This is a genomic window from Streptomyces hamibioticus, from assembly GCF_047946815.1.
Lineage (GTDB): Bacteria > Actinomycetota > Actinomycetes > Streptomycetales > Streptomycetaceae > Streptomyces.
In genome coordinates this window covers 3,970,439-3,991,991 of sequence record NZ_JBKKQY010000001.1, presented here as the reverse complement: position 1 = coordinate 3,991,991, position 21,553 = coordinate 3,970,439, and the positions used below count along the sequence as shown (strand labels likewise).

Sequence of the window (21,553 nt, the reverse complement as noted above, 5' to 3'; positions counted from 1 at the left end):
GGCCGCAATGCTCCCACTGGCCACAGGGCCCGCACCGAATCCCCCAGCCGCATGGAGGACCGCACCGAGCCCCCCGGCCGCATGGACCGCAAGCCCCCCGCAGCCCGCAAGCCCCCCACGACCAGCACCACCACGAGCACAGGCACGAGCCGCAGCACCAGCACCAGCACCAGCACCAGCACCAGCACCAGCACCAGCACGAACCCCGCCGACCTCACGACGGATCCGGTCTCCACGGACGCCCTCGCGGCCTACCTGAGGGCCCAGGCCACGGAATTCCTGCGCGCCCTGCGCCAGCACCGGGAGACCGGGGCGGGCACGCACAGCGCGCACGGCACGCACGGCACGGAGGGAACCGTCGACGCGGCCCACGCCCTGCGCCGCGCGGCCCGCAGGATCAGCGGCACGCTGCACACCTTCCAGCCCCTGCTGGACGCCGACTGGGCGGAGAGCATGCGCCCGGAGCTGGCCTGGGTGTCGGGCACCCTGGCCCTGGAACACGCGTACGCGTCCCGCCTGGAACGGCTGCTCCAGGCGCTGCACCGGCTGTCGGGCTCGTCGGCGTTCCCGGCCCGGTCGACGGCCGCACCGACGGCCGCCCCCGAGGCCGCTCCCCACCCGGCCGCGCCGCCACGCGGCACCCCGCCCCCCTCCGCGCCCGACCGCGGCAACCTCACCGTGGGCGCGGCCAAGGCGGGCGCGCTGCTCGACCGGCAGCTGACCCTCGCCCGCACCCGGGCGCACTCCACCGCTCTCCAGGCCATCGGCTCCTCCCGGTTCCACGCGGTGGCCGACAAGGTGGCCGTGCTGGCCAGCGAGGTCCCACTGGCGGCGAGGCCGGCCACCGCGACCGACCCGGCCACCGCACCGGCCGCCGCCACCGACCTCCGCCCCTTGGCCGCCGCCGCGGCGGAGCGCCTGGCGGACGCCGTCGCCGCGCTCCCCCTGGTCACCGCGGGCAGCCCGTACAACGCGGAGGCGCTGGTCCACGGCCTGTCGCCGGACCCGGCCCCACACCCGCAGGACGCGCCCTGGCACCAGGTCCGCCTGCTGCTGCGCCTGCACCGCTACGCCCGTGAGGTGATCCTCGGCGAGGACGCCCCGGTCGACGTCCGGCTGCTGGCCGCCGGCCAGGCCCTCGACCGTCACCGCGACGCGTCCGAGGCCGCCGCCGCGGCGGCCCAGGCGGCCCGCACCCCGCGCATCGCCCCGGCGACGGCGTACGCACTCGGCGTGCTCCACGCCGACCAGCGGCATGAGGTGGAGGCGGCGCGGTACGCGTTCCAGAACTGCTGGCGAAAGGAACCGGTCGGCACGCCATAGCGACCACGGAGGACGATGCCGAGGTGACCACCACCCCCGGGCCCCCGGACGAGGCCCCCGCCCAAGCCCCCGACAACCCGCAGCCCACCCTCACGCGAGCCACCCCCGGCCCCCCGCCCGACTCCCCCGCGCAAGCCACCCCCGGCCCCCCGCCCGACTCCCCGGTCCTGGCCGCCGGCTGCGTCCTGTGGCGTCGCTCCCCGGTGCACGGCGAGCCGGAGATCTGCCTCGTCCACCGGCCGAAATACGACGACTGGTCCCACCCGAAGGGCAAGCTGAAGCAGGACGAGGACCCTCTCGTGGGCGCCCTGCGGGAGGTGGCCGAGGAGACGGGGTGCACCGGCGTGCCGGGGGCCGAGCTGCCGGCCTCCTCCTACCTCGTGGCGGGCCGGCCCAAGCAGGTCCGCTACTGGGCGGCCGAGGCCCTCCCGGGCGAGTTCACGCCGTCCGACGAGGTCGACCGGATCCTGTGGCTGACACCCGCCGCCGCCCGGGCCCGCCTCACTCAACCGAGGGACCGCACCCTCGTGGACGCCCTGCTGGCCGCTCTGCGTTTGGGATAGTCGTCTGGTGCAGTCGTCCGGAATCTCCTCGTGTCCTCGGCGTAAGCGTTCCGTGACCTCACCGCACTGTCTCCAGGGGTTCACCCCTCGTTCATTTCCGCCCACAGGCGGCTTCACCTGTTCTGCCTAATTTCAGCCTTACCCGATACGGGCGCATCCCGAAAACGCGTGCGTATTGACAAGTCCTCGCACGCCGCCGATCAGGATGGCGGCTCCTGGAAGGAACTCCCTCAAAGTGAAGCTTCAGCGCATGAACCGGCGGGCCCTCGCTCTCGGTGCTCTCGCCGTCTCCGGCGCCCTGGCCCTCACGGCGTGCGGCTCCGACGAGACGGGCGGCGGCAGCTCCGGCGACGCTTCCGCGAGCACGCAGGCCGGCAACATCAAGTGCGACGACGCCCAGGGCCAGCTCCAGGCCTCCGGCTCCTCCGCCCAGAAGAACGCCATCGACGCCTGGGTCAAGCAGTACTCCGCGGCGTGCAAGGGCGTGCAGGTCAACTACAACCCGACCGGTTCGGGCGCCGGTATCACCGCCTTCCTCCAGGGCCAGACCGCCTTCGCCGGCTCGGACTCCGCGCTCGACCCCGAGGAGATCGAGCAGTCCAAGAAGGTCTGCAAGGACGGCCAGGCCATCGATCTGCCCATGGTCGGCGGCCCGATCGCCGTCGGTTTCAACGTCCCGGGCGTCGACACGCTCGTCCTGGACGCGCCGACGCTGGCCAAGATCTTCGACAGCAAGATCAAGAACTGGAACGACGAGGCGATCGCCAAGCTCAACCCCGACGCCGAGCTGCCGGACCTGAAGATCCAGGCGTTCCACCGCTCGGACGAGTCCGGCACCACCGACAACTTCACCACGTACCTCAAGGAAGCCGCGCCCAAGGCCTGGCCGTACGAGCCGAGCAAGTCCTGGGAGGCCGAGGGCGGCCAGTCCGCGCAGGGCTCCTCCGGTGTGGCGCAGCAGGTGAAGCAGACCGCCGGCGCGATCTCCTACATGGAGCTGTCCTACGCCAAGGACGGCATGAAGACGGTCGACATCAAGACCGAGGCCGCCGAGCCGGTCAAGGCCACCGTCGAGAACGCCACCGCCGCCATCGGCGCCGCCAAGGTCGTCGGCCAGGGCAAGGACCTCGCCCTGGAGCTGGACTACACGCCGTCCGCCGAGGGCGCCTACCCGATCGTCCTGGTGACGTACGAGATCGTGTGCGACAAGGGCAACAAGGCGGAGACCCTGCCCACCACCAAGTCCTTCCTGAACTACGTCGCCTCCGAGGACGGCCAGGCCCTGCTGGCCGACGCGGGCTACGCCCCGATGCCCGAGGAGATCATCACCAAGGTCCGCGAGACCATCTCGGGCCTGAGCTGACCTGAGCGTGCGGTCCGGCCCCCAGCGGGGAGCCGGACCGCACCGTCCGGTGCACCGCCGCCAGGAGCCTCCCGTCATGCGGACGGCTCCGCCCGAGCCGCCGTCGCGCACGACGCGGCTCCGCAGACCGGAGAACCCGATGGACATATCGACACAGACCACCAAAGCTCCCCAGACACCCCAGCCATCCGTGACCGAGGGCGAGCCCGCCCCGCGCGGCGCCACCCGCCCCGGTGACCGGATCTTCGTCGGGCTCTCCCGCGGGTCCGGCATCCTGGTACTGGTGATCATGGCCGCCATCGCGGCCTTCCTGACCTACCGCGCCACGCTCGCGATCAGCGAGAACGAGGCGAACTTCTTCACCAGCTTCGAGTGGAACCCCAGCGGCTCCCCGCCGGAGTTCGGCATCGCGGTGCTCGCCTTCGGCACGGTCGTGTCGTCGATCATCGCCATGGTCATCGCGGTCCCGATCGCGGTGGGCATCGCCCTCTTCATCACCCACTACGCCCCGCGCAAGCTGGGCGGCCCGATCGCGTACGTCGTCGACCTGCTCGCCGCCGTGCCGTCCATCGTCTACGGCCTGTGGGGCGCCCTCGTCCTCGTACCGCACATGGACGGCCTCTACGGCTGGCTGGACGACTACCTCGGCTGGACCGGCGTCTTCGAGTGGCACGGCGGCGCCCCGCGCTCGCTGTTCACCGTCGGCATCCTGCTCGCGATCATGATCCTGCCGATCATCACCAACGTGAGCCGCGAGGTCTTCCGGCAGGTCCCGCAGATGCACGAGGAGGCGGCCCTGGCCCTCGGCGCCACGCGCTGGGAGGTCATCCGCATGTCCGTGCTGCCGTTCGGCCGCTCCGGCGTCATCTCCGCCTCCATGCTCGGCCTCGGCCGTGCCCTCGGCGAGACGATGGCCGTCGCCATGGTGCTCTCCCCGAGCTTCGACATCAGTGCCAGCCTGCTCGACCCGGGCGGCGGCACCTTCGCCCAGAACATCGCCAGCAAGTTCAACGAGGCCACCGTGATGGGCCGGGACGCGCTGATCGCCTCCGGTCTGGTGCTCTTCGTCATCACCCTGCTGGTCAACGGCGCGGCCCGCATGATCATCGCCCGCCGCAAGGAGTACTCGGGGGCCAACGCATGAGCAACGCATCCCTCACCGACCACAGCCGCCGCGGTTCGCTGCGCGGCGCGACCCTGCCCAAGTGGTTCGCCTGGGCGGTCGCCGCGGGCTCGATCGTGGCGGGCCTCGGCATCAGCACCGTGGCCGGTCTGGACAGCAGCATCCAGTGGGCGCTGATCGCCGCGGCGCTGTTCGTCGTCGGCTCGTACGGCATCTCCGCCCGCGTCGAGGGCGGCCGGCAGGCCAAGGACCGGACGGCGACCAGCCTGGTCTGGGTCGCGTTCATCGTCGCCGTCATTCCGCTGCTCTCCCTGATCTGGGAGACCGTCAAGCGCGGTACGGAGGTTTTCGACGCGTACTTCCTCACCCACTCGATGGGCGTGGTCGCCGACACCGAGCCCGGCGGCGGCATCTACCACGCCATCCTCGGCACCCTGGAGCAGGTCGGCCTCGCCACCCTGATGTCCGTGCCGATCGGTGTGCTGACCGCGATCTACCTCGTCGAGTACGGGCGCGGCAAGCTCGCCAAGGCCGTCACCTTCTTCGTCGACGTCATGACGGGCATCCCGTCGATCGTCGCCGGTCTGTTCATCCTCAGTGTCTGGATCCTGATGATGAACATGGGGCCCTCCGGCTTCGCCGGCTCGCTGGCCCTGACGATCCTGATGATCCCGGTGGTGGTCCGCTCCACCGAGGAGATGCTCAAGCTCGTCCCGAACGAGCTGCGCGAGGCGTCCCTGGCGCTCGGCGTGCCGAAGTGGCGGACCATCGTGAAGGTGGTCCTGCCGACGTCGATCGGCGGCATCACCACCGGTGTGATGCTCGCGATCGCCCGTATCACCGGCGAGACGGCCCCCGTGCTGCTGCTGGTCTGGGTCACGAACTTCATCAACACCAACCCGTTCCAGGACCCGCAGGCGTCGCTGCCGATGTACATCTACCTGCAGTACGCCAACAGCGGCGGCTCCGGCGCGGCGTACGACCGCGCCTGGGCGGCGGCCCTGACGCTCATCGCGTTCATCATGATCCTCAACCTGGTGGCCCGCGGCATCGCCCGCTGGAAGGCCCCGAACACCGGTCGCTGACGCGGCCACGGCGAACACATCGTCAGCGACTAGTACTCGAAAGAAGCAGTGATCCACATGGCCAAGCGCATTGATGTCAGCGGCCTGAACGCCTACTACGGCTCCTTCCTGGCCATCGAGGACATCTCGATGACCATCGAGCCCCGCTCCGTGACGGCCTTCATCGGCCCGTCCGGCTGCGGCAAGTCCACCTTCCTGCGCACCCTCAACCGGATGCACGAGGTCACGCCGGGCGGGCGCGTCGAGGGCAAGGTCATGCTCGACGACGAGAACCTGTACGGCGCCGCGATCGACCCGGTGGCCGTGCGGCGCGAAGTCGGCATGGTGTTCCAGCGCCCGAACCCGTTCCCGACGATGTCGGTGTACGACAACGTGGCGGCGGGTCTGCGGCTGAACGGCAAGTACAAGAAGTCCCGGCTGGACGACGTGGTGGAGAAGTCGCTGCGCGGGGCGAACCTCTGGAACGAGGTGAAGGACCGCCTGAACAAGCCCGGCTCGGGCCTGTCCGGTGGTCAGCAGCAGCGCCTGTGCATCGCGCGGGCGATCGCGGTCGAGCCGAACGTCCTGCTGATGGACGAGCCCTGCTCGGCCCTGGACCCGATCTCCACCCTCGCCATCGAGGACCTGATCGGCGAGCTGAAGGAACGCTTCACGATCGTCATCGTGACGCACAACATGCAGCAGGCGGCGCGGGTCTCGGACCGTACGGCCTTCTTCAACCTGGCGGCGGTCGGGCAGCCCGGCAAGCTGATCGAGATCGACGACACGGAGCGGATCTTCTCCAACCCGTCGGTGCAGGCCACGGAGGACTACATCTCCGGCCGCTTCGGCTGAGCCGCCCTTCATTCCCCTCGCGGTGCTGCATGGCGGTGCCACCGCGAGGCACAGGGCCCGCCTCCGGCTCCCGGAGGCGGGCCTTCTCGTGTCGTCCGGGCGCCCCTTCCGGGCCCAGGGGTGGCAGGCGCTCGCAGGCCGCGCAACACCCCGCCCCGGCCACGACGCCGGTCATCCGGCGCGGACGCCCGCCGGCAACCCCGCGCTACAGGAACGCCAGCTTCACGATCCCGAAGGACAGCGCGGCCACCGCCGCGGCCGCCGGCATCGTGATGAACCACCCCAGGATGATGTTCCTGGCGACACCCCAGCGCACGGCGTTCACCCGCTTCGTCGCCCCGACCCCCATGATCGACGACGTGATGACATGCGTCGTGGAGATCGGCGCGTGGAACAGGAACGCCGAGCCGAACATGATCGACGCCCCCGTCGTCTCCGCCGCGAACCCCTGCGGCGGATCCAGCTCGATGATCTTCCGCCCCAGGGTCCGCATGATCCGCCACCCACCGGCGTACGTACCGAGCGACAGCATCACCGCACAGGCGATCTTCACCCACACCGGAATCGGATCGCCATAGTCCTCGACATCGGCGATGACCAGCGCCATCACCACGATGCCCATCGTCTTCTGGGCGTCCTGCAGACCGTGCCCGAGGGCCATGCCCGCCGCCGACACCGTCTGCGCGATGCGGAAGCCCCGCTTCGCCTTGTGCGGATTGGCCCGTCGGAAGATCCACATGATCGCCGTCATGACCAGGTAACCGGCGAGCAGACCCACCACCGGCGAGACGAACATCGGAATGACGACCTTGTCGACCACTCCGTGCCAGTAGACAGACGTCCCCCCGGCCAGGGCCGCGCCCACCATGCCGCCGAACAGCGCGTGCGAGGAGGACGAGGGAAGACCGAAGTACCAGGTGATGAGGTTCCAGACGATCGCACCGACCAGCGCGGCGAACAGGATGCCCATGCCCGTCGAACCCTCGGGCGTCTCGATCAGTCCCTCGCTGACGGTCTTGGCGACCCCGGAGCCGAGAAACGCGCCGGCGAGGTTCATCACGGCCGCCATCGCCAGCGCCACGCGAGGCGTCAGCGCCCGCGTCGAGACGGACGTCGCGATCGCGTTGGCCGAGTCGTGAAAGCCGTTCGTATACGTGAAGAAGAGCGCGACCCCGATGGTCACGACCAGAGCGAAGGTGTCCATGGACGCGCCTCAGGACTCCTTGACCGCGATGGTCTCCACCGTGTTCGCCACGTGCTCGAAGGCGTCGGCCGCCTCTTCCAGGACATCCACGATCTGCTTGAGCTTGAGGACCTCGATCGCGTCGTACTTGCCGTTGAAGAGGTGGGCGAGCAGCTTGCGGTGGATCTGGTCGGCCTGGTTCTCCAGCCGGTTGACCTCGATCCAGTACTCGGTGAGGTTGTCCATGGTGCGGAGGTTCGGCATGGCCTCCGCCGTCAGCTCCGCCGCCCGCGCCAGCACCTCGATCTGCTGCTCGACGCCCTTGGGCAGTTCCTCGATGCTGTAGAGGACGACCAGGTCGACGGCCTCCTCCATGAAGTCCATGATGTCGTCGAGGGACGAAGCGAGGGAGTAGATGTCCTCGCGGTCGAACGGCGTGATGAACGAGGAGTTCAGCTGGTGGAAGATCGCGTGCGTGGCATCGTCACCGGCGTGTTCCGCGGCCCGCATACGCTCTGCGATCTCGGCCCGGCCGGCGGTGTCCGCCCCGAGCAGTTCCATCAGGAGTTTCGAGCCCGTGACGATGTTGTCCGCGGACGCGGCGAACATGTCGTAGAAGCTCGTCTCCCTGGGGGTCAGACGAAAGCGCACGTGTGGTCCTCGGGGTGCATCGGTTTCGGTCAGGCTGATGCTAGGCGCATCATCCGGCCACGGCTAACGGGCCGTCCACCAGTGTCGCCCATCAGGCAGAGTGATGAGCAGGGGGGCGGTCCGAGGCCCCGGGGCCAAGGACCCCCTACCCCGCGAAGTTCGCTACGATATACCCGGCAGGGGTATATGTCCGGCCATCTGTCCCGCTACCCACCCCGCTGCCCATCCCGTTTTCTGTCCCGCTCTCTGTCCGCGATCTGCACAACCAGGAGGACGCGATGACGACCACCGAGGCCGGCGCGGGTGCGCCCTCCCCCGTGGTGACCGACCACGACCGCGGTGTGCACGGCTACCACAAGCAGAAGGACGAGCACCTCAAGCGGCTGCGCCGCATCGAGGGCCAGATCCGCGGTCTGCAGCGGATGGTCGACGAGGACGTCTACTGCATCGACATACTGACCCAGGTCTCCGCCTCCACCAAGGCCCTGCAGTCCTTCGCCCTGCAGCTCCTGGAGGAGCACCTGCGCCACTGCGTCGCCGACGCCGCGGTCAAGGGCGGCGACGAGATCGACGCGAAGGTGGAGGAAGCGACGAAGGCGATCGGCCGGCTGCTGCGCACCTGAACCTCGTCGCCGTCCTAGCGCCGCTCGGCGCCGCGTTCCCGCGCCCGTTCCTCGGCCACCTTGAGCACCTCGTCGATGCTCTCCAGACTCAGGCGCTCACGGGCGGCCGAGGCCGCGATGATCAGTTCACCGCACAGTTCGATCTCGGCGAGGGCCACGTGGTCCTGAACTGCCGTACCGCCGACCGGAGCCACGCGCATCACCTCGTCTCTGCCGTCACCGACTTCCTAGAGTAGGGAGCGGTCTACACACCGCGCATGGCACGGACGGGCTAGTTCTTGACATCCGGCGCTTCGGCGATCTTGCCGGCGTAGATGTCGTCCTCGTCCGGCAGCCGTACGGCGACGGGGGCGCCGAAGTCGTGGAGCAGCGTGGTGGAGGCCACGGCGACGGTACCCTCCCGCTCGCCGTTGACGAAGCTGAACCGGTGCCTGATCTTGCGGATGCGGCCCTCGTCGTCCAGGTAGACGTCGAAGGGCACCTGCGCGGTGGCGAACCCTTTCGCCGCCGCCGCGAGGGACTGCCGGTTGCCGTCCGAGGCGGCCTTCGCCGCCCTGGCGAGGTCGGCGGTCCCCCGGTAGTGCCGCACCTCCGTCCCCGCGACCTCGGCCGTGCCGACATACGTCGCCGTCCGCGCCCCGCGCAGCACCTCGGCGGCGGCGAGCGGGTCGGTCGCTCCGCCGGTGACCAGATTGCCGTCGGACAGCGTCGTGGTGTCCACCCGCACCCACTTGTCGTCCGGCACGCCGGCCCCGCGGTTCTTCATGTACAGGGCGCCGGGCGCGAGCAGCTCGGTGATCGGCCGCTGGTCGCTCTTCCCGGCCGGGTCCTGCGGCAGCAGCACCGTCAGCCGGCCGAGCCGCCTGCCGAAGTCGTACACCCCCTCGCCCCGGATGGTCACCCGGGTCCCGCCGCTGGCCATCTCCATCGACGTACGCGCCTTCGAGCTGCCGGCCTCGACGAGCCGGCCGGCGGCCCGGTGCAGTACGTCGACCACATCCTGTCCCCGACCGTCCTGGGCGGCGACGGCACCGTCACCGGAACATCCGCACACCCCCAGCCCGACGCAGGCCACGACCCCCGCCACCACGCCGGTGCCCCTCACCCTCGCCCAACCCATCGCCTGCCTACCCCCAGCCGTCACGTCCGTTCCGGGCCCCCTGCCGCCCGGTTAACGACGGCCGGGCGACCCCGGTAACGTGGTCGCCGTGGCGCAGCAGGACGGTCTGGAACTCCCCCGGGACCTCCCGGAACACAGCACGACGACGATCGAGCGAGGCCCCTTCTGCCTGGCCACCTGCACCTGCGGCTGGCACGGTCCCGCCCGCAGGGCGAGAAGCCTGGCCCGCACGGACGCCGAGACCCACACCGGCGACCTGCCCTGACCCCGGCCCCGGCCGGGGGCTGCCGTGCCTTCCCCGGTGCCTGAACGACGGCCCGTGGGTGCCCCAGGGCGGCACGGCCGGGCGCTGGGCCCCACTGAGGGAAGACGCCCCGTCCCGCCGGGCCGCGCAACACCCCGCCCCCCCCACCCACGACACCGGGCGGCGCAGACCCCTCGCCACCACCCCCACCCGCCGCGCACCATGGAACCCCGACCCGCACCATGGAACCCCCACCCGCACCACCCCGTCTCGTTCCACGCGGGAGACAACGGGAGCGCACATGGACCGGCGCACATTCATCGGCGGGACCGCAGCCGCCGCCCTCGCGGCAACGGCGACGGCCGCCTGCGACGCCACCGGAAGCAGCCGACACGACGACGCCGAGAACACCACCACCCCCCTCACCCACGCCGCCTCCTCCGCCCCCGCCACCTGGGCCGCCCTCGCCCGCTCCCTCGACGGCCCCCTCCTGCGCCCCGGCGACGCCGGCTGGCCGACCGCCCGCCGCCTCTACAACACCCGCTTCGACACCCTCCGCCCCGCCGCCGTCGCCTATGTCGCCCACGCCGACGACATCCGCACCGCCCTCTCCTACGCCCGCGCCCACGGCATCCGCCCCGCCATCCGCAACGGCGGCCACTCCTACGCCGGCTGGTCCTCCGGCGACGACCGCCTGATCATCGACGTCTCGAAGCTGAACCGCGTCCGCGCCTCCGGCGACACCGCCGTCGTCGGCGCCGGCGCCAAGCTGATCGACGTCTACCGCACCCTCGCCGCCAAGGGCGTCACCCTCCCCGCCGGCTCCTGCCCGACCGTCGGCATCTCGGGCCTCACCCTCGGCGGCGGCCACGGCGTCGTCTCCCGCGCCTACGGCCTGACCTGCGACAGCCTCACCCAGGCGACGCTGATCACGGCAGACGGCAGGCAACTCACCGCGAACGCGACCGAGCACCCGGACCTGTTCTGGGCCCTGCGCGGCGCCGGCAACGGCAACTTCGGCGTCGTCACGGAGCTGCGCTTCGCGACCCACCCCGCTCCCCAGGCAGTCTCGGCCCACCTGACCTGGCCCTGGTCGAAGGCCGCCGCGGTCGTACGCGCCTGGCAGGACTGGGGCCCCGCCCAGCCCGACGAGATCTGGTCGTCGCTCCATCTGTCGAGCGCCCCCGGCCGCACCCCGACCGTCTCCGTCGCCGCCTTCTCCCTCGGCACCCACGGCGAGCTGCGAAACGCCGTCGACCGCCTCGCCGACCGCGTCGGTGCCCCGGCGAGCGGCGTCTCCCTCAGGCGCCGCACCTACCAGGAGGCGATGGAGGTGTACGCCGGCTGCTCCTCCTTCGCCACCGACGCCCACTGCCACCTGCCCGGCACCACCCCGGGCCGCTCACCGCAGGGCGCGCTGGCCCGGGAGACGTACGCGGCCCGCTCGGACTTCTTCGACCGTCCGCTGTCGGCGGCCGGCATCCGCGCCCTGCTCTCCCAGGTCCGCTCGGTACGCGGCGGCGCGGGCAGCATCGCCCTCACGGCGCTGGGCGGCGCGGTCAACCGCGTCCCGCCGACGGCCACCGCCTTCGTGCACCGGCGCTCCCGGATGCTCGCCCAGTACCTCGTCTCCTGGCGGGCCGGCAGCGGCGGGACCACCGCGCGGTCCTGGCTGTCGTCCGCCCACCGGGCGATGCGCCCGCACGCGTCGGGCGCCGCCTACCAGAACTACACCGATCCGTCCCTGACCGACTGGCGGAAGGCGTACTACGGGGACGCGGCGGCCCGCCTGGCAAAGCTGAAGAGGCGGTACGACCCGGACCGCCTCTTCACCTACCCGCAAGCGCTGTGAAGCGAGCGCGCTACGCGGCCAGGTCCCGCTGCTCCGACCCGACGGACTCGGCGTCCTGCTCCGTGCGCGCATCCGGGATCACGGCGTCCCGCCCCCCGTGCGAGGCTCGCCCCCGCGCGCTGATCAGCCACCCCACCCGCGGCGATCGCTCGATGGCCTTCATCACCGGCGTCAGCAGGGCCGCGGCGACCGGGGACAGCAGCAGCGCCACCGCCGTACCGAGCGCGAAGCCGCCGATGACGTCGGTCGGGTAGTGCACGCCCATGTAGACCCGGCAGAACCCGCCGAGCAGGCCCAGCACGATCCCGACGATGCCCCACTTCCGGTTGGCGACGAACAGCGCGACGCCCATCGCCATGGTGAGCGTGGCGTGATCGCTCACGAAGGAGTAGTCGTCCTTGCCGGCGACGAGGACTTCCAGCCCCTGGTGGTCGACGAACGGCCGGGGCCGCTCGACGAAGCCCCGTATCGGCACGTTGACCAGCACCGCGATCCCCGCGGCGAGCGGCACCCACACCAGCGCGGCCACGGATGCCGCGGCCTCCTCGCCGCCCCGGCGCCGCACGGTCCACCAGCACCACAGCACCATCGGCACCATGGCGAGAAGCAGTCCGTACTCGCCCACGAACTCCATGACCCGGTCGAACCAGTGCGGTGCGTCCTTGGCCAGGCCATTGATGTCGTAGAGCAGCTCGACGTCGGGGTTCGACCCGGATTCGGCGAGTCCAGCCATGTGCTGCGGCCCCTTCGTCCTCACTGTCTCCTCGGCGCACCTTTGTGTACGCCGCTCTCCTGCCACCCCCGTGGTTGTAGATCCGCTCGGTCCGCACACCTACGACAACAGGAACGCACGGTCCCCGTTGATACGTTCCACACTCCACTGAATGATCACGCAGACGTTATCGAAGAGAGACTCGTCATCGCAGCTCAGGGGGATGCTTCACGCTCGGTTCACACCCCGGTGGGCAGTGCTTTCGCGCCATCCTCGGTGACCCGGGTGGCCCCGAAGTAGTCCGGCGTGTCAATCGGGTCGAACCGGATGACCGCCCCCGGACGCGGCGCATCGATCATGTATCCCCCGCCTACGTAAATCCCGACATGCCGGATCGCCCGCGAATTGGAGGGATCGTCGGAGAAGAACACCAGGTCCCCGGGCAGCAGCTCGTCCCGGTCCGGGTGCGGCCCCGCGTTGTACTGATCATTGGCGACCCGCGGCAGCTTGATCCCCACACTCTCGTACGCGGCCTTGGTCAGCCCCGAGCAGTCGAACCGTCCGCCCTGCTCAGCCGTGCCGTTGCCACCCCACAGATACGGCGTCCCCAGCTTCTTCTGCGCATACGCGATGGCCCCGGCCGCCTGCTCCGACGGATCCACCCGCCCGACGGGCGCGGCAAAGCTCTTCTCCAGGGCGCGGATCCTCTTGACGTAGTTCTGCGTCTCCTTGTACGGCGGGACACCCCGGTACTTGATCACCGCGTAGGCGCCTGCGTTGTAGGAGGCCAGCATGTTTTCGGTCAGATCCCCGCCAACGTCCTTCACGTACGAGGCGAGCGTGCAGTCGTACGACGCCGCCGATGGAATCGCATCCTTCGGATCCCACACATCACGGTCCCCGTCACCGTCCCCGTCGATCCCGTGCGCAGCCCACGTCCCCGGGATGAACTGCGCTATGCCCTGCGCCGCCGCGTGACTCTGCGCCCTCGGGTTGAAGCCGCTCTCCTGGTAGAGCTGAGCGGCGAGCAGCGCGGGGCTGATGGCGGGACAGAGGTTGCCCCACTTCTGCACCAGGCCGCTGTACTCGGCCGGCACGGCACCCTTGGCCAGCTTCCTGGCCCCGCCGCCCACCCCGTTCGCGAGGTTCCCGGCGACGACGTAGACCCCGATGACGAGCAGCATGACGAAGCTCAGGCCCAACCCGAGCGCAGCGCCTCCGACCACCCACACTTTGCGCACTGCTCAACCTTCCCCCATTGACGCACCGTCCAAGGCTCTTTACCGCGAGAGTGACGCCATTTCACCGCGCGCCACGGGCACGCGCCACCACCCGGTCACCCTGACGGTGAGTCACCACCCCCGAGGGGCGCATCCATCCCACCGAAGGTGGCAACACCACGTCATCCACACCCATCGTCACGACGGACCGTCAGAGTGCGCAGGAGGGCCCAACGACGCAGCCGTACGGCAGGTTGCGCTCCAGCCTCATTGCCCGGCGTAACCTGCCGTGATACACAGAGTGACCATACGACTCTTTGCATACCGCTCCGCGCCACCCCTCGAGGGCCCGGCGCGGACCGGTGGCAAGGTATTCGTACGAAACCCGCCCATCAATGACGCCAAGTCGACATCCGTCGGCGTCATTGTCGGCGAGAATGAGGCCTGACCTCTGCACGTCCGCAGAGGATGCGGAACTACCCAACAGGGGCGGTGACTTACATGCTCTTTGCGGCCGACAAGGGAGACATCAACACCATCATCGGCGGGATCGCTCCGGACTGGGGCCCCTTCGGCAGCCTGGGCAACGAGGCCAAGGTGATGATCGAGGTGGTGATGGCGGTCGCCATCCTCATCTGCCTGGGCATCGCCATCTGGGGCGCCGCCAAGCAGCGCATCGGCGCCACCGCCCTGCGCGACACCTTCAGTGCCGAGCAGGGCAAGGGCCTCATCATCGCCGGGCTGACGGGCGTGTTCATCATCGGCTCGCTCGGCACACTGTTCACCATCGTGTACGGCATGGCCGTGTAGCCGGCCCCGCCACGCGTCGGTCCAGCCCGGGCGCGCCCGGTCCCCTCCCTCCCACCCACCCGTCGTGCCCCCCGGCTGAGGTTGCGTTTCCCTGATGTCGAGTCACCACACCGCGCCCGCGCGGGAACCAGCACGGCTACCGTCGTACTACTACGGCATGGGACACCAGCAGTTTCCGCACGACGTGGAGGGGGCGTACGCGGCATGAGTCTCGGAGACGAGCACCAGGGCTACGGCGGCACGGGCCAGACGCGTACCCGCCTGCCCGAGGGCGAACCGCGCAGAACCGGCCGGACGTCGTCGCGCAGCCTGGTCACGGTGGTCGGCGTGGTCGTCCTGCTGATCGCCGCGATCGCCTTCGCGAATCGTGGAGGAGACGATTCCGCAACGGGCACGGAAGCGGCCGACAAGCCGGAAACGGCGGCGACCGCCCCGACCGGGGAACGACCGGTGCAGTCGGGCTTCTCACGGGACGAGCAGGGGGCCCAGAGCGCGGCGGCCAATTACGCCGTGGCCTTGGTCTCGGCGGACATCCTCCAGCCTGTCCGCCGGGCCGAACTCGTCCAGCAGGTGTTCGTCGCCGACAAGCAGGCCGCCCTCGCGGACAAGTTCGACAGGGCGTACACCAAGGAGTTCCTGAACAGCATCGGCCTGGATGAGAACGGCAATGCGACGGGCGGCGGCACCTACGTCTCCCGCACCATGCCCATCGGCACCAAGGTCACGAGCTACTCCGACACCACCGCCACCGTCGAGGTCTGGTGCACGGGGGTGTTCGGCACTGCCGGTGAGAAGTCGACCAATCCTGTCACCAGCGACTGGTTCACCATGACGCTCCAGTTGCGCTGGGTGGACAACGACTGGAAGGTCGACAGCTTCTCCCAGAAGGACGGCCCCGCGCCTGTCCCCGGAGACAACAAGGCGTCCAACGCCGACGAGATGGCCAAGGCCGTCAAGGAGTACGGAGGGTTCACGTATGCCCGGTAACCCGCGCCGCGTACTCGGGGCCGCCGCCGTCCTCACCGCGGTCCAGGCCTCGGCCGTGCTGCTGGCCACCCGCGCAGCGGCAGCCCCCACACCGTCGCCGACACCCTCGGACGACAACTGTGACCTCATCGTCGGCCCCGCCAAGGACTACTGCGAGCGCGGCGAAGGCGGCGGCACCGGCGGCGGCGGAAGCACCACCCCCCTCAACGACCCCACCTCCGCCCTCGACCCCCTCTCCTCCCTGGCCAAGGGCTGTGCCGACGCCGCCGCCTGGACGATCGACAAGCTCAGCGCCGCCGTGCAGGACACCGCCGAGGTCGACTTCACCAACCCCACGTTCCTGAAGCAGTACGCCGTCGTCTTCGCCGCCTCGACGATCCTCACCCTCCTCCTCTGGCTGCTGGCGGTCGCCAAGCGAGCCGTCCGTGGCGTCCCCTTCACCACCGCCGTCTCCGAGGCGATCGGGTTCCTCTGGCTGACCGTCCTGGCCTCCGCCTTCACCCCGCTGATCCTCTACACCATCGTGTCGGCGACCGACGGCGTCACCGACGTGCTCGCCAAGGCCACCGGCGACCAGACCGACACCTTCTTCGGCACCTTCTCCGCCGCCCTGGAGAAGGGCGAGGACATCGGCGGCGGGCCGATCATGCTGATCGTCGTCTCCCTCGTGTCGATCCTCGCCGCCGGCGTCCTGTGGCTGGAGCTGGTCATCCGCGCCGCCCTGCTCTACGTCGGCGCCCTGCTCGGCACCGTCGTCTACGCCGGACTGGTCGACAAGAACCTGTGGGGACACGTCCGCCGCTGGGCCGGGATCATGATCGCCGTGATCCTCGTCAAGCCCGTCATCGTCATCGTGCTGGGCCTCGCCGGCGCGCTGTCCGCCGACGACGGGCCGGACGCGTTCTCCGCCGTGGTCTCCGGCCTGGCGATCATCCTGCTCGCCATCTTCGCGTCCGCGATGATCTACCGCTTCGTCCCCGGCTTCGGCGACGAGATCGCCGGCTCCCGCAACAACCGCATCATGCAGGGCGCCGAGAGCAAGGCCGCCGCGGTCATGAGTTCCCCGGCGACCCTCGTCGCCCAGGGCATCAAGACCCACAGCTCCCGCAGCCACCAGGCCCAGGACAGCGGCTCCGCCGCACCCCGCCCCAGCAACCCCGCCTCCAGCGGCGTCGCCGCGCACAGCGCGCGATCCTCGAACGGCGGCGGCGGATCTGTCCCCTCCGCCGCACCCGCACCGCGCTCCGCCGGCCCGGCGAGCAGCCCGGTGAACACCCCCCACGCCAGCAGCACCCGCAACAGCAGTACCAACCGCACGGGAGGTGAAGGGCGTTGACGACCGAGTCCCACGTGTCCCATCCGGTCACGCCCCGCCGTACATATCTGATCGGCCGCGCCCGGCCGAACGCGATCGTCGGACGCAACCGCGAGACCGGCGAGATCGCGCTCATCGTCGTGGGCGCGTTCCTCGGCATGATGTGCGGACTCCTCGTCCCCGTCCTCACCCTGCGCATCGTGCTGCTCGCCGGCTTCCCGATGCTCGCGCTGGCGGCGGTCTACGTGCCGTACAAGCAGCGGACGTTCTACAAGTGGTTCGAGATCAACCGCAGCTACAAGCGCACCCTCCGGCAGGGGGCCACCTACCGCTCCGGCGTCATCGAGGCCGGCACCCGGCTCGACGGGCGGGAGATCGAGGTCGGCCCGCCGCCCGGCATCGGCCGCATCACCTGGCTGTCCGCGCCGTTCGGGCCCGACGAGATCGCCGTACTGCTGCACGCCGACCGCAAGACGGTGACCGCCGCGATCGAGATCGAGGGCCCCGGCGTCGGCCTGCGCGACTCCGAGGACCAGGAGGCGCTGGTCGACCGCTTCGGCACACTGCTCAAGCACGTCGCCAACGGCGACGGCTTCGTCACCCGCCTGCAGATGCTCGCCCGCACCCTCCCCGCCGACCCCGACGCCCATGCCAAGGACGTCGCCGTCCGCGGGGACGACCGGTCCCTGCCCTGGCTGCAGCAGTCGTACGAGCAGTTGCAGTCGATGGTGTCCACCAGCAGCGAGCAGCACCGCGCCTACCTCGTCGCCTGCATGCACTACACCCGAGAGCTGGCCGCCGAGGCGCACGCCATGGCACGGGCGGCCCGGCCGCAGCACGGCCGCAAGCTGGACCGCGACGCGGGGCTCGCCGTGGTCATGGCGCGTGAGCTGACCGACATCTGCTCCCGCCTCCAGGAGGCCGACATCCGGGTACGGCAGCCCCTCGGGCAGGGGCGGCTGGCCTCCCTCATCCACTCCATGTACGACCCGGACCACCCGATCGACCACATCCAGGCGATGACCAAGCGCAACGCCTGGCCGGCCGAGCTGGACGCCACCGAGCCCGTCTTCCTCCAGGCCAAGACCCGCGAGTCCAACACCCGCGCCCCCTGGTGCCACGCCACGGCCTGGGTGAAGGAGTGGCCGATGACCCCCGTCGGCGTCAACTTCCTCGCCCCCCTCCTCGTCCACACCCCGGACGTCATCCGGACGGTCGCGGTGACGATGGACCTCGAACCCACCGAGGTGGCCATCGAGCGCATGCTGACCGAGAAGACCAACGACGCCGCCGAGGCCTCCCGCGCCGCCAAGATGAACCGCACCGTCGACCCCCGCGACATCGCCGCCCACAGCCGCCTGGACCAGCGCGGCGAGGACCTCGCGAGCGGGGCCGCGGGCGTCAACCTGGTCGGCTACATCACCGTCTCCTCCCGCTCCCCCGAGGCGCTGGCACGCGACAAGCGGACCATAAGGGCCTCGGCCGGAAAGTCGTACCTGAAACTGGAGTGGTGCGACCGCGAGCACCACCGCGCCTTCGTGAACACACTTCCGTTCGCCACCGGCATCCGAAGGTAGGGGCTGAGCCTGATGCGGGACCCGCTGTCCGTCCTCACCGACGCCTTCACCTCCTTCCTCTTCGGGAAGGTGGAGACCACCCGCCTGCCGGTCCGCACCTCCACGGGCCAGGCCCAGGCGGTCTACCTGCCGACCGCCGCGCCCGGCCTCGGCGACTCCGGCGTCATCATCGGACGCGAGGTGTACTCCGGGAAGGGCTACATCTACGACCCCTTCCAGATGTACGGCCAGCAGCTCCCCGCCCCGCACTGGCTGGTCCTCGGGGAGTCCGGCAACGGCAAGTCGGCGCTGGAGAAGACGTACGTCCTGCGCCAGCTCCGCTTCAAGGACCGCCAGGTCGTCGTCCTCGACGCCCAGGGCGAGGACGGCGTCGGCGAATGGAACCTCATCGCCCAGGAACTGGGCATAACGCCCATCCGTCTGGACCCGATGGCCGCCCTCGACCACGGCATCCGGCTCAACCCCCTCGACCCGGCGATCACCACGACCGGTCAGCTCGCCCTGCTCCGGACCATCATCGAGGTCGCCATGGGGCACGGGCTGGACGAACGCTCCGGCTTCGCGCTGAAGGTCGCGCACGCCTACGTCAACGAGACCATCGTCGAGCGCCAGCCGGTGCTGTCCGACATCGTCGAGCAGCTACGGCACCCCGAGCCGGAGTCGGCCGAGGCGATGAACGTCGACATAGACGACGTACGGGCCTGGGGACTGGACGTCGCCCTGGTGCTGGACCGGCTCGTCGACGGTGACCTGCGGGGCATGTTCGACGGCCCGACCACGGTGGGCATCGACCTGGACGCGCCGCTGACCGTGTTCGACCTGTCCCACATCGACCGCAACTCCATCGCCATGCCGATCCTGATGGCGATCGTCGGTGTCTGGCTGGAGCACACCTGGATCCGCCCCGACCGGAAGAAGCGCATCTTCCTGGTCGAGGAGGCCTGGCACATCATCAACAGCCCGTTCGTGGCGCAGCTGTTCCAGCGGCTGCTGAAGTTCGGGCGCCGGCTCGGCCTGTCCTTCGTGGCGGTGGTGCACCACCTGTCGGACGTCGTCGACGGGGCGGCGGCGAGGGAGGCGGCGGCGATCCTCAAGATGGCCTCGACCCGGACGATCTACGCCCAGAAGGCCGACGAGGCACGGGCCACCGGCAAGGTGCTGGGCCTGCCCCGCTGGGCCGTGGAGATCATCCCGACCCTCACCCCGGGCATCGCGGTGTGGGACGTCAACGGCAACGTCCAGGTCGTCAAACACCTGGTCACCGAGACCGAACGCCCGCTGGTCTTCACCGACCGCGCGATGACCGAGTCGTCCAGCGACCTCGCCGACGACGCGCTGCGCGCCGCCGAGCTGGAGGCCGAGGAGCGGGCGGCGGCCTTCGTCGAACAGCACCTCGGCGACTCGTCCGAATCGACGGTGGCGTAGGGCGCGGGGGAGGAACGCATGAGACCGGAGGACCAGCGCCGCGACGGCCAGGGCGGCATCCCCGACGGCCTGCTGGTCGGCATACTCGCGTTCCTCCTCGGCATGACCGTGCTGGTCTGGACGGCCACGGGCCTCGCCGGCCTGTTCGCCCACGGCTCCTGGCCCGCCGGCGTCACCTTCGCCCGCACCCCGCTGGCCATGCGCCGCCTGATCGCCGAGCCCCACGACATCCCCGGCGCCTGGCCCGACGCGCCCGCGGCCGGGCTCTCCGGGTACGGGCTGTTCTGGGGCCTGCTCATCGGCCAGCTGATGGTGCTGGTCGTGCTGACGGTGTTCGCCCTGGGCACGCTGGCCCGCTGGAGGGCGGTACGGCAGCGGAGGCGGGCGGAAGCGGCGAAGGCCGTGGTGGAGACACCGGGGCAGGCGCAAGCACCGGCACCGGCACCGGCACCGGAGCAGGAGCAGGAGCAGGAGCAGGAGCCGACGCAAGTGGTGCACGAGGTACCCACTCCCAGGGCACCGCAGCGGGAGACGGCGACGGCACCCCAGCAGGAGCCCGAGCCCCCGACCACTGTGCCCGAGGGCAGACGGCTGGGCGGGTGGGAAGCCCACCGCACCGAAGCCTCGGTGCACTACGGCCCACCGGACACCCGCCGTTCCACCGCGACCCAGGCCCTGCAGGACGCGGAGGGCCCCGCCCTGGTCCTCACCTCGAACCCCGCCCTCTGGCAGGACACCAAGGACGCCCGGGCCAAACTCGGCCCCGTCCACCTCTACGACCCGACCCACCTCTGCGACACCCCGTCCCGCCTGCACTGGTCCCCCACCGCGGGCTGCGAGGACAAACAGACGGCCACCCACCGGGCCGCCGCCCTCCTCACCCCCGTACGCCCCACCGCCAAACTCGACCAAGCGGTCGGCGACACCGCCGAAACCCTGCTCCGCAGCTACCTGCACGCCGCCGCCGTCGACGGCCGCACCGTCCGCCACGTGCACCGCTGGTCCCAGGGCAGCCAGGTCCAGGACGCCGTACGCATCCTCCGTACGAACCCCAAGGCCGCCCCCGGCGCCGCCGGCGAACTCGAGGCGGCCCTGACCGCCCACCCCGAACGCCGGGACATGGCCCACCAGCTGACGGCCCGGGCACTGCTCGCCCTCTCCACGGTCAATGTCCGCGAGGCGTGCACTCCCAATCGAACAGATGCCCTTGCCTTGGATTCCTTCGTCCACGAAGGGGGAAGCCTCTACGTGGTGGGCGAGTCCATCGAGGACCCCCGGACGAACCCCGGCGCGATGCCGCTGCTGACGGCACTCGTCGCAAGCGTGGTCGAGCGCGGCCGGCGCATGGCCGAACGGTCATCCTCCGGTCGGCTCGACCCACCACTGACCCTCGTCCTGGACGACGTCGCCGCCGTGGCTCCCCTCCCCCAGCTGCCGGAACTGCTGGCCTCAGGTGCGGACCGGGGACTGCCCACCCTGGCCCTGCTCCGGTCCCGCGAACAGGGCCGCGCCCGCTGGCCACACGACGAACTGCCGGTCTAGC

The 21,553-nt window shown here is 70.5% G+C and carries 21 protein-coding genes; 15 read left to right on the top strand and 6 right to left on the bottom strand.

The features are described 5' to 3' along the window. Positions 1–51: 51 nt before the first annotated feature. The 6 genes from ACLGIH_RS17955 (at position 52) to pstB (ending at position 6,291) form a co-directional block, all read left to right on the top strand. Positions 52–1,323 carry a CHAD domain-containing protein gene (locus ACLGIH_RS17955; protein ID WP_416526248.1) on the top strand — a complete coding sequence of 424 codons (1,272 nt, stop codon included), beginning with the start codon at positions 52–54 and terminating at the stop codon, positions 1,321–1,323. Between the two features lie 167 nt (positions 1,324–1,490). Then, the gene (locus ACLGIH_RS17950; protein WP_416529414.1) at positions 1,491–1,886 is read left to right on the top strand and encodes an NUDIX hydrolase; all 396 of its coding nucleotides are present in this window, start codon (positions 1,491–1,493) and stop codon (positions 1,884–1,886) included. A 235-nt stretch (positions 1,887–2,121) separates the two neighbouring features. Then, positions 2,122–3,249: a phosphate ABC transporter substrate-binding protein PstS gene (gene pstS, locus ACLGIH_RS17945; protein WP_416526247.1), complete on the top strand. Its 1,128-nt coding sequence runs from the start codon at positions 2,122–2,124 to the stop codon at positions 3,247–3,249. A 139-nt stretch (positions 3,250–3,388) separates the two neighbouring features. Then, complete coding sequence (gene pstC, locus ACLGIH_RS17940) at positions 3,389–4,393, top strand: phosphate ABC transporter permease subunit PstC (RefSeq protein WP_416526246.1); 1,005 nt, start codon at positions 3,389–3,391, stop codon at positions 4,391–4,393. Then, the gene (pstA, locus tag ACLGIH_RS17935; protein WP_416526245.1) at positions 4,390–5,457 is read left to right on the top strand and encodes a phosphate ABC transporter permease PstA; all 1,068 of its coding nucleotides are present in this window, start codon (positions 4,390–4,392) and stop codon (positions 5,455–5,457) included. The genes pstC and pstA overlap by 4 nt, the downstream gene beginning before the upstream one ends. 57 nt (positions 5,458–5,514) lie before the next feature. After that, positions 5,515–6,291, top strand: coding sequence for a phosphate ABC transporter ATP-binding protein PstB (gene pstB / locus ACLGIH_RS17930; RefSeq protein WP_416526244.1), 777 nt, complete (start codon positions 5,515–5,517; stop codon positions 6,289–6,291). A 205-nt stretch (positions 6,292–6,496) separates the two neighbouring features. Here the strand turns inward: pstB and ACLGIH_RS17925 are convergent, their stop codons facing one another. Both ACLGIH_RS17925 and ACLGIH_RS17920 read right to left on the bottom strand, forming a co-directional pair. Then, positions 6,497–7,495, bottom strand: a complete 999-nt coding sequence (locus ACLGIH_RS17925; protein ID WP_416526243.1) for an inorganic phosphate transporter — start codon at positions 7,493–7,495, stop codon at positions 6,497–6,499. Between the two features lie 9 nt (positions 7,496–7,504). Then, a complete protein-coding gene (locus ACLGIH_RS17920; RefSeq protein ID WP_416526242.1) occupies positions 7,505–8,125 on the bottom strand; it encodes a DUF47 domain-containing protein in 621 nt (206 codons plus the stop codon). Between the two features lie 278 nt (positions 8,126–8,403). Here ACLGIH_RS17920 and ACLGIH_RS17915 point away from each other — a divergent pair, with 278 nt between their 5' ends. After that, on the top strand, positions 8,404–8,748 hold the full coding sequence (locus ACLGIH_RS17915) for a metal-sensitive transcriptional regulator (protein ID WP_416526241.1): 345 nt from the start codon (positions 8,404–8,406) through the stop codon (positions 8,746–8,748). Between the two features lie 14 nt (positions 8,749–8,762). Here ACLGIH_RS17915 and ACLGIH_RS17910 read toward each other — a convergent pair whose 3' ends face one another. Both ACLGIH_RS17910 and ACLGIH_RS17905 read right to left on the bottom strand, forming a co-directional pair. Beyond that, complete coding sequence (locus tag ACLGIH_RS17910) at positions 8,763–8,948, bottom strand: hypothetical protein (RefSeq protein WP_416526240.1); 186 nt, start codon at positions 8,946–8,948, stop codon at positions 8,763–8,765. A 71-nt stretch (positions 8,949–9,019) separates the two neighbouring features. Next, positions 9,020–9,868, bottom strand: a complete 849-nt coding sequence (locus tag ACLGIH_RS17905) for an SCO4651 family lipoprotein (protein ID WP_416526239.1) — start codon at positions 9,866–9,868, stop codon at positions 9,020–9,022. A gap of 88 nt (positions 9,869–9,956) precedes the next feature. Here ACLGIH_RS17905 and ACLGIH_RS17900 point away from each other — a divergent pair, with 88 nt between their 5' ends. Together ACLGIH_RS17900 and ACLGIH_RS17895 are read left to right on the top strand one after the other, a co-directional pair. Continuing rightward, on the top strand, positions 9,957–10,133 hold the full coding sequence (locus ACLGIH_RS17900) for a hypothetical protein (protein WP_416526238.1): 177 nt from the start codon (positions 9,957–9,959) through the stop codon (positions 10,131–10,133). A gap of 280 nt (positions 10,134–10,413) precedes the next feature. After that, entirely contained in the window at positions 10,414–11,964 is a 1,551-nt protein-coding gene (locus tag ACLGIH_RS17895) for an FAD-binding oxidoreductase (RefSeq protein ID WP_416526237.1), read from the top strand. Between the two features lie 10 nt (positions 11,965–11,974). On the opposite strand, the gene ACLGIH_RS17890 is transcribed toward ACLGIH_RS17895, so the two are convergent. Together ACLGIH_RS17890 and ACLGIH_RS17885 are read right to left on the bottom strand one after the other, a co-directional pair. After that, entirely contained in the window at positions 11,975–12,697 is a 723-nt protein-coding gene (locus ACLGIH_RS17890) for a phosphatase PAP2 family protein (RefSeq protein ID WP_416526236.1), read from the bottom strand. A 218-nt stretch (positions 12,698–12,915) separates the two neighbouring features. After that, positions 12,916–13,860 (bottom strand): C40 family peptidase, encoded by a 945-nt coding sequence (locus ACLGIH_RS17885; RefSeq protein WP_416529413.1) that lies wholly within the window; start codon positions 13,858–13,860, stop codon positions 12,916–12,918. Between the two features lie 537 nt (positions 13,861–14,397). On the opposite strand from ACLGIH_RS17885, the gene ACLGIH_RS17880 reads away from it, so the two are divergent. From ACLGIH_RS17880 to ACLGIH_RS17855, 6 genes are all read left to right on the top strand, one after another. Continuing rightward, on the top strand, positions 14,398–14,706 hold the full coding sequence (locus tag ACLGIH_RS17880) for a hypothetical protein (protein ID WP_004000049.1): 309 nt from the start codon (positions 14,398–14,400) through the stop codon (positions 14,704–14,706). A 204-nt stretch (positions 14,707–14,910) separates the two neighbouring features. Continuing rightward, positions 14,911–15,693: a DUF8175 domain-containg protein gene (locus tag ACLGIH_RS17875; protein ID WP_416526235.1), complete on the top strand. Its 783-nt coding sequence runs from the start codon at positions 14,911–14,913 to the stop codon at positions 15,691–15,693. Further along, complete coding sequence (locus ACLGIH_RS17870) at positions 15,683–17,029, top strand: RodZ family helix-turn-helix domain-containing protein (RefSeq protein ID WP_416526234.1); 1,347 nt, start codon at positions 15,683–15,685, stop codon at positions 17,027–17,029. Before ACLGIH_RS17875 ends, ACLGIH_RS17870 begins: the two co-directional genes overlap by 11 nt. Next, entirely contained in the window at positions 17,026–18,585 is a 1,560-nt protein-coding gene (locus tag ACLGIH_RS17865; RefSeq protein WP_416526233.1) for an SCO6880 family protein, read from the top strand. The genes ACLGIH_RS17870 and ACLGIH_RS17865 overlap by 4 nt, the downstream gene beginning before the upstream one ends. A gap of 12 nt (positions 18,586–18,597) precedes the next feature. Further along, positions 18,598–20,010: an ATP-binding protein gene (locus tag ACLGIH_RS17860; RefSeq protein ID WP_416526232.1), complete on the top strand. Its 1,413-nt coding sequence runs from the start codon at positions 18,598–18,600 to the stop codon at positions 20,008–20,010. Between the two features lie 18 nt (positions 20,011–20,028). Beyond that, positions 20,029–21,552 carry a type VI secretion protein gene (locus tag ACLGIH_RS17855; RefSeq protein ID WP_416526231.1) on the top strand — a complete coding sequence of 508 codons (1,524 nt, stop codon included), beginning with the start codon at positions 20,029–20,031 and terminating at the stop codon, positions 21,550–21,552. Position 21,553: the final 1 nt, after the last annotated feature.

Bases quoted from the DNA above. Each gene is read 5' to 3' on its own strand.
- ACLGIH_RS17955 (WP_416526248.1), top strand. From the start codon at position 52: ATGGAGGACCGCACCGAGCCCCCCGGCCGCATGGACCGCAAGCCCCCC.
- pstC (WP_416526246.1), top strand. From the start codon at position 3,389: ATGGACATATCGACACAGACCACCAAAGCTCCCCAGACACCCCAGCCA.
- pstA (WP_416526245.1), top strand. From the start codon at position 4,390: ATGAGCAACGCATCCCTCACCGACCACAGCCGCCGCGGTTCGCTGCGC.
- pstB (WP_416526244.1), top strand. From the start codon at position 5,515: ATGGCCAAGCGCATTGATGTCAGCGGCCTGAACGCCTACTACGGCTCC.
- ACLGIH_RS17925 (WP_416526243.1), bottom strand. From the start codon at position 7,495: ATGGACACCTTCGCTCTGGTCGTGACCATCGGGGTCGCGCTCTTCTTC.
- ACLGIH_RS17915 (WP_416526241.1), top strand. From the start codon at position 8,404: ATGACGACCACCGAGGCCGGCGCGGGTGCGCCCTCCCCCGTGGTGACC.
- ACLGIH_RS17910 (WP_416526240.1), bottom strand. From the start codon at position 8,948: ATGCGCGTGGCTCCGGTCGGCGGTACGGCAGTTCAGGACCACGTGGCC.
- ACLGIH_RS17905 (WP_416526239.1), bottom strand. From the start codon at position 9,868: ATGGGTTGGGCGAGGGTGAGGGGCACCGGCGTGGTGGCGGGGGTCGTG.
- ACLGIH_RS17895 (WP_416526237.1), top strand. From the start codon at position 10,414: ATGGACCGGCGCACATTCATCGGCGGGACCGCAGCCGCCGCCCTCGCG.
- ACLGIH_RS17890 (WP_416526236.1), bottom strand. From the start codon at position 12,697: ATGGCTGGACTCGCCGAATCCGGGTCGAACCCCGACGTCGAGCTGCTC.
- ACLGIH_RS17885 (WP_416529413.1), bottom strand. From the start codon at position 13,860: ATGCTGCTCGTCATCGGGGTCTACGTCGTCGCCGGGAACCTCGCGAAC.
- ACLGIH_RS17880 (WP_004000049.1), top strand. From the start codon at position 14,398: ATGCTCTTTGCGGCCGACAAGGGAGACATCAACACCATCATCGGCGGG.
- ACLGIH_RS17875 (WP_416526235.1), top strand. From the start codon at position 14,911: ATGAGTCTCGGAGACGAGCACCAGGGCTACGGCGGCACGGGCCAGACG.
- ACLGIH_RS17870 (WP_416526234.1), top strand. From the start codon at position 15,683: ATGCCCGGTAACCCGCGCCGCGTACTCGGGGCCGCCGCCGTCCTCACC.
- ACLGIH_RS17860 (WP_416526232.1), top strand. From the start codon at position 18,598: ATGCGGGACCCGCTGTCCGTCCTCACCGACGCCTTCACCTCCTTCCTC.
- ACLGIH_RS17855 (WP_416526231.1), top strand. From the start codon at position 20,029: ATGAGACCGGAGGACCAGCGCCGCGACGGCCAGGGCGGCATCCCCGAC.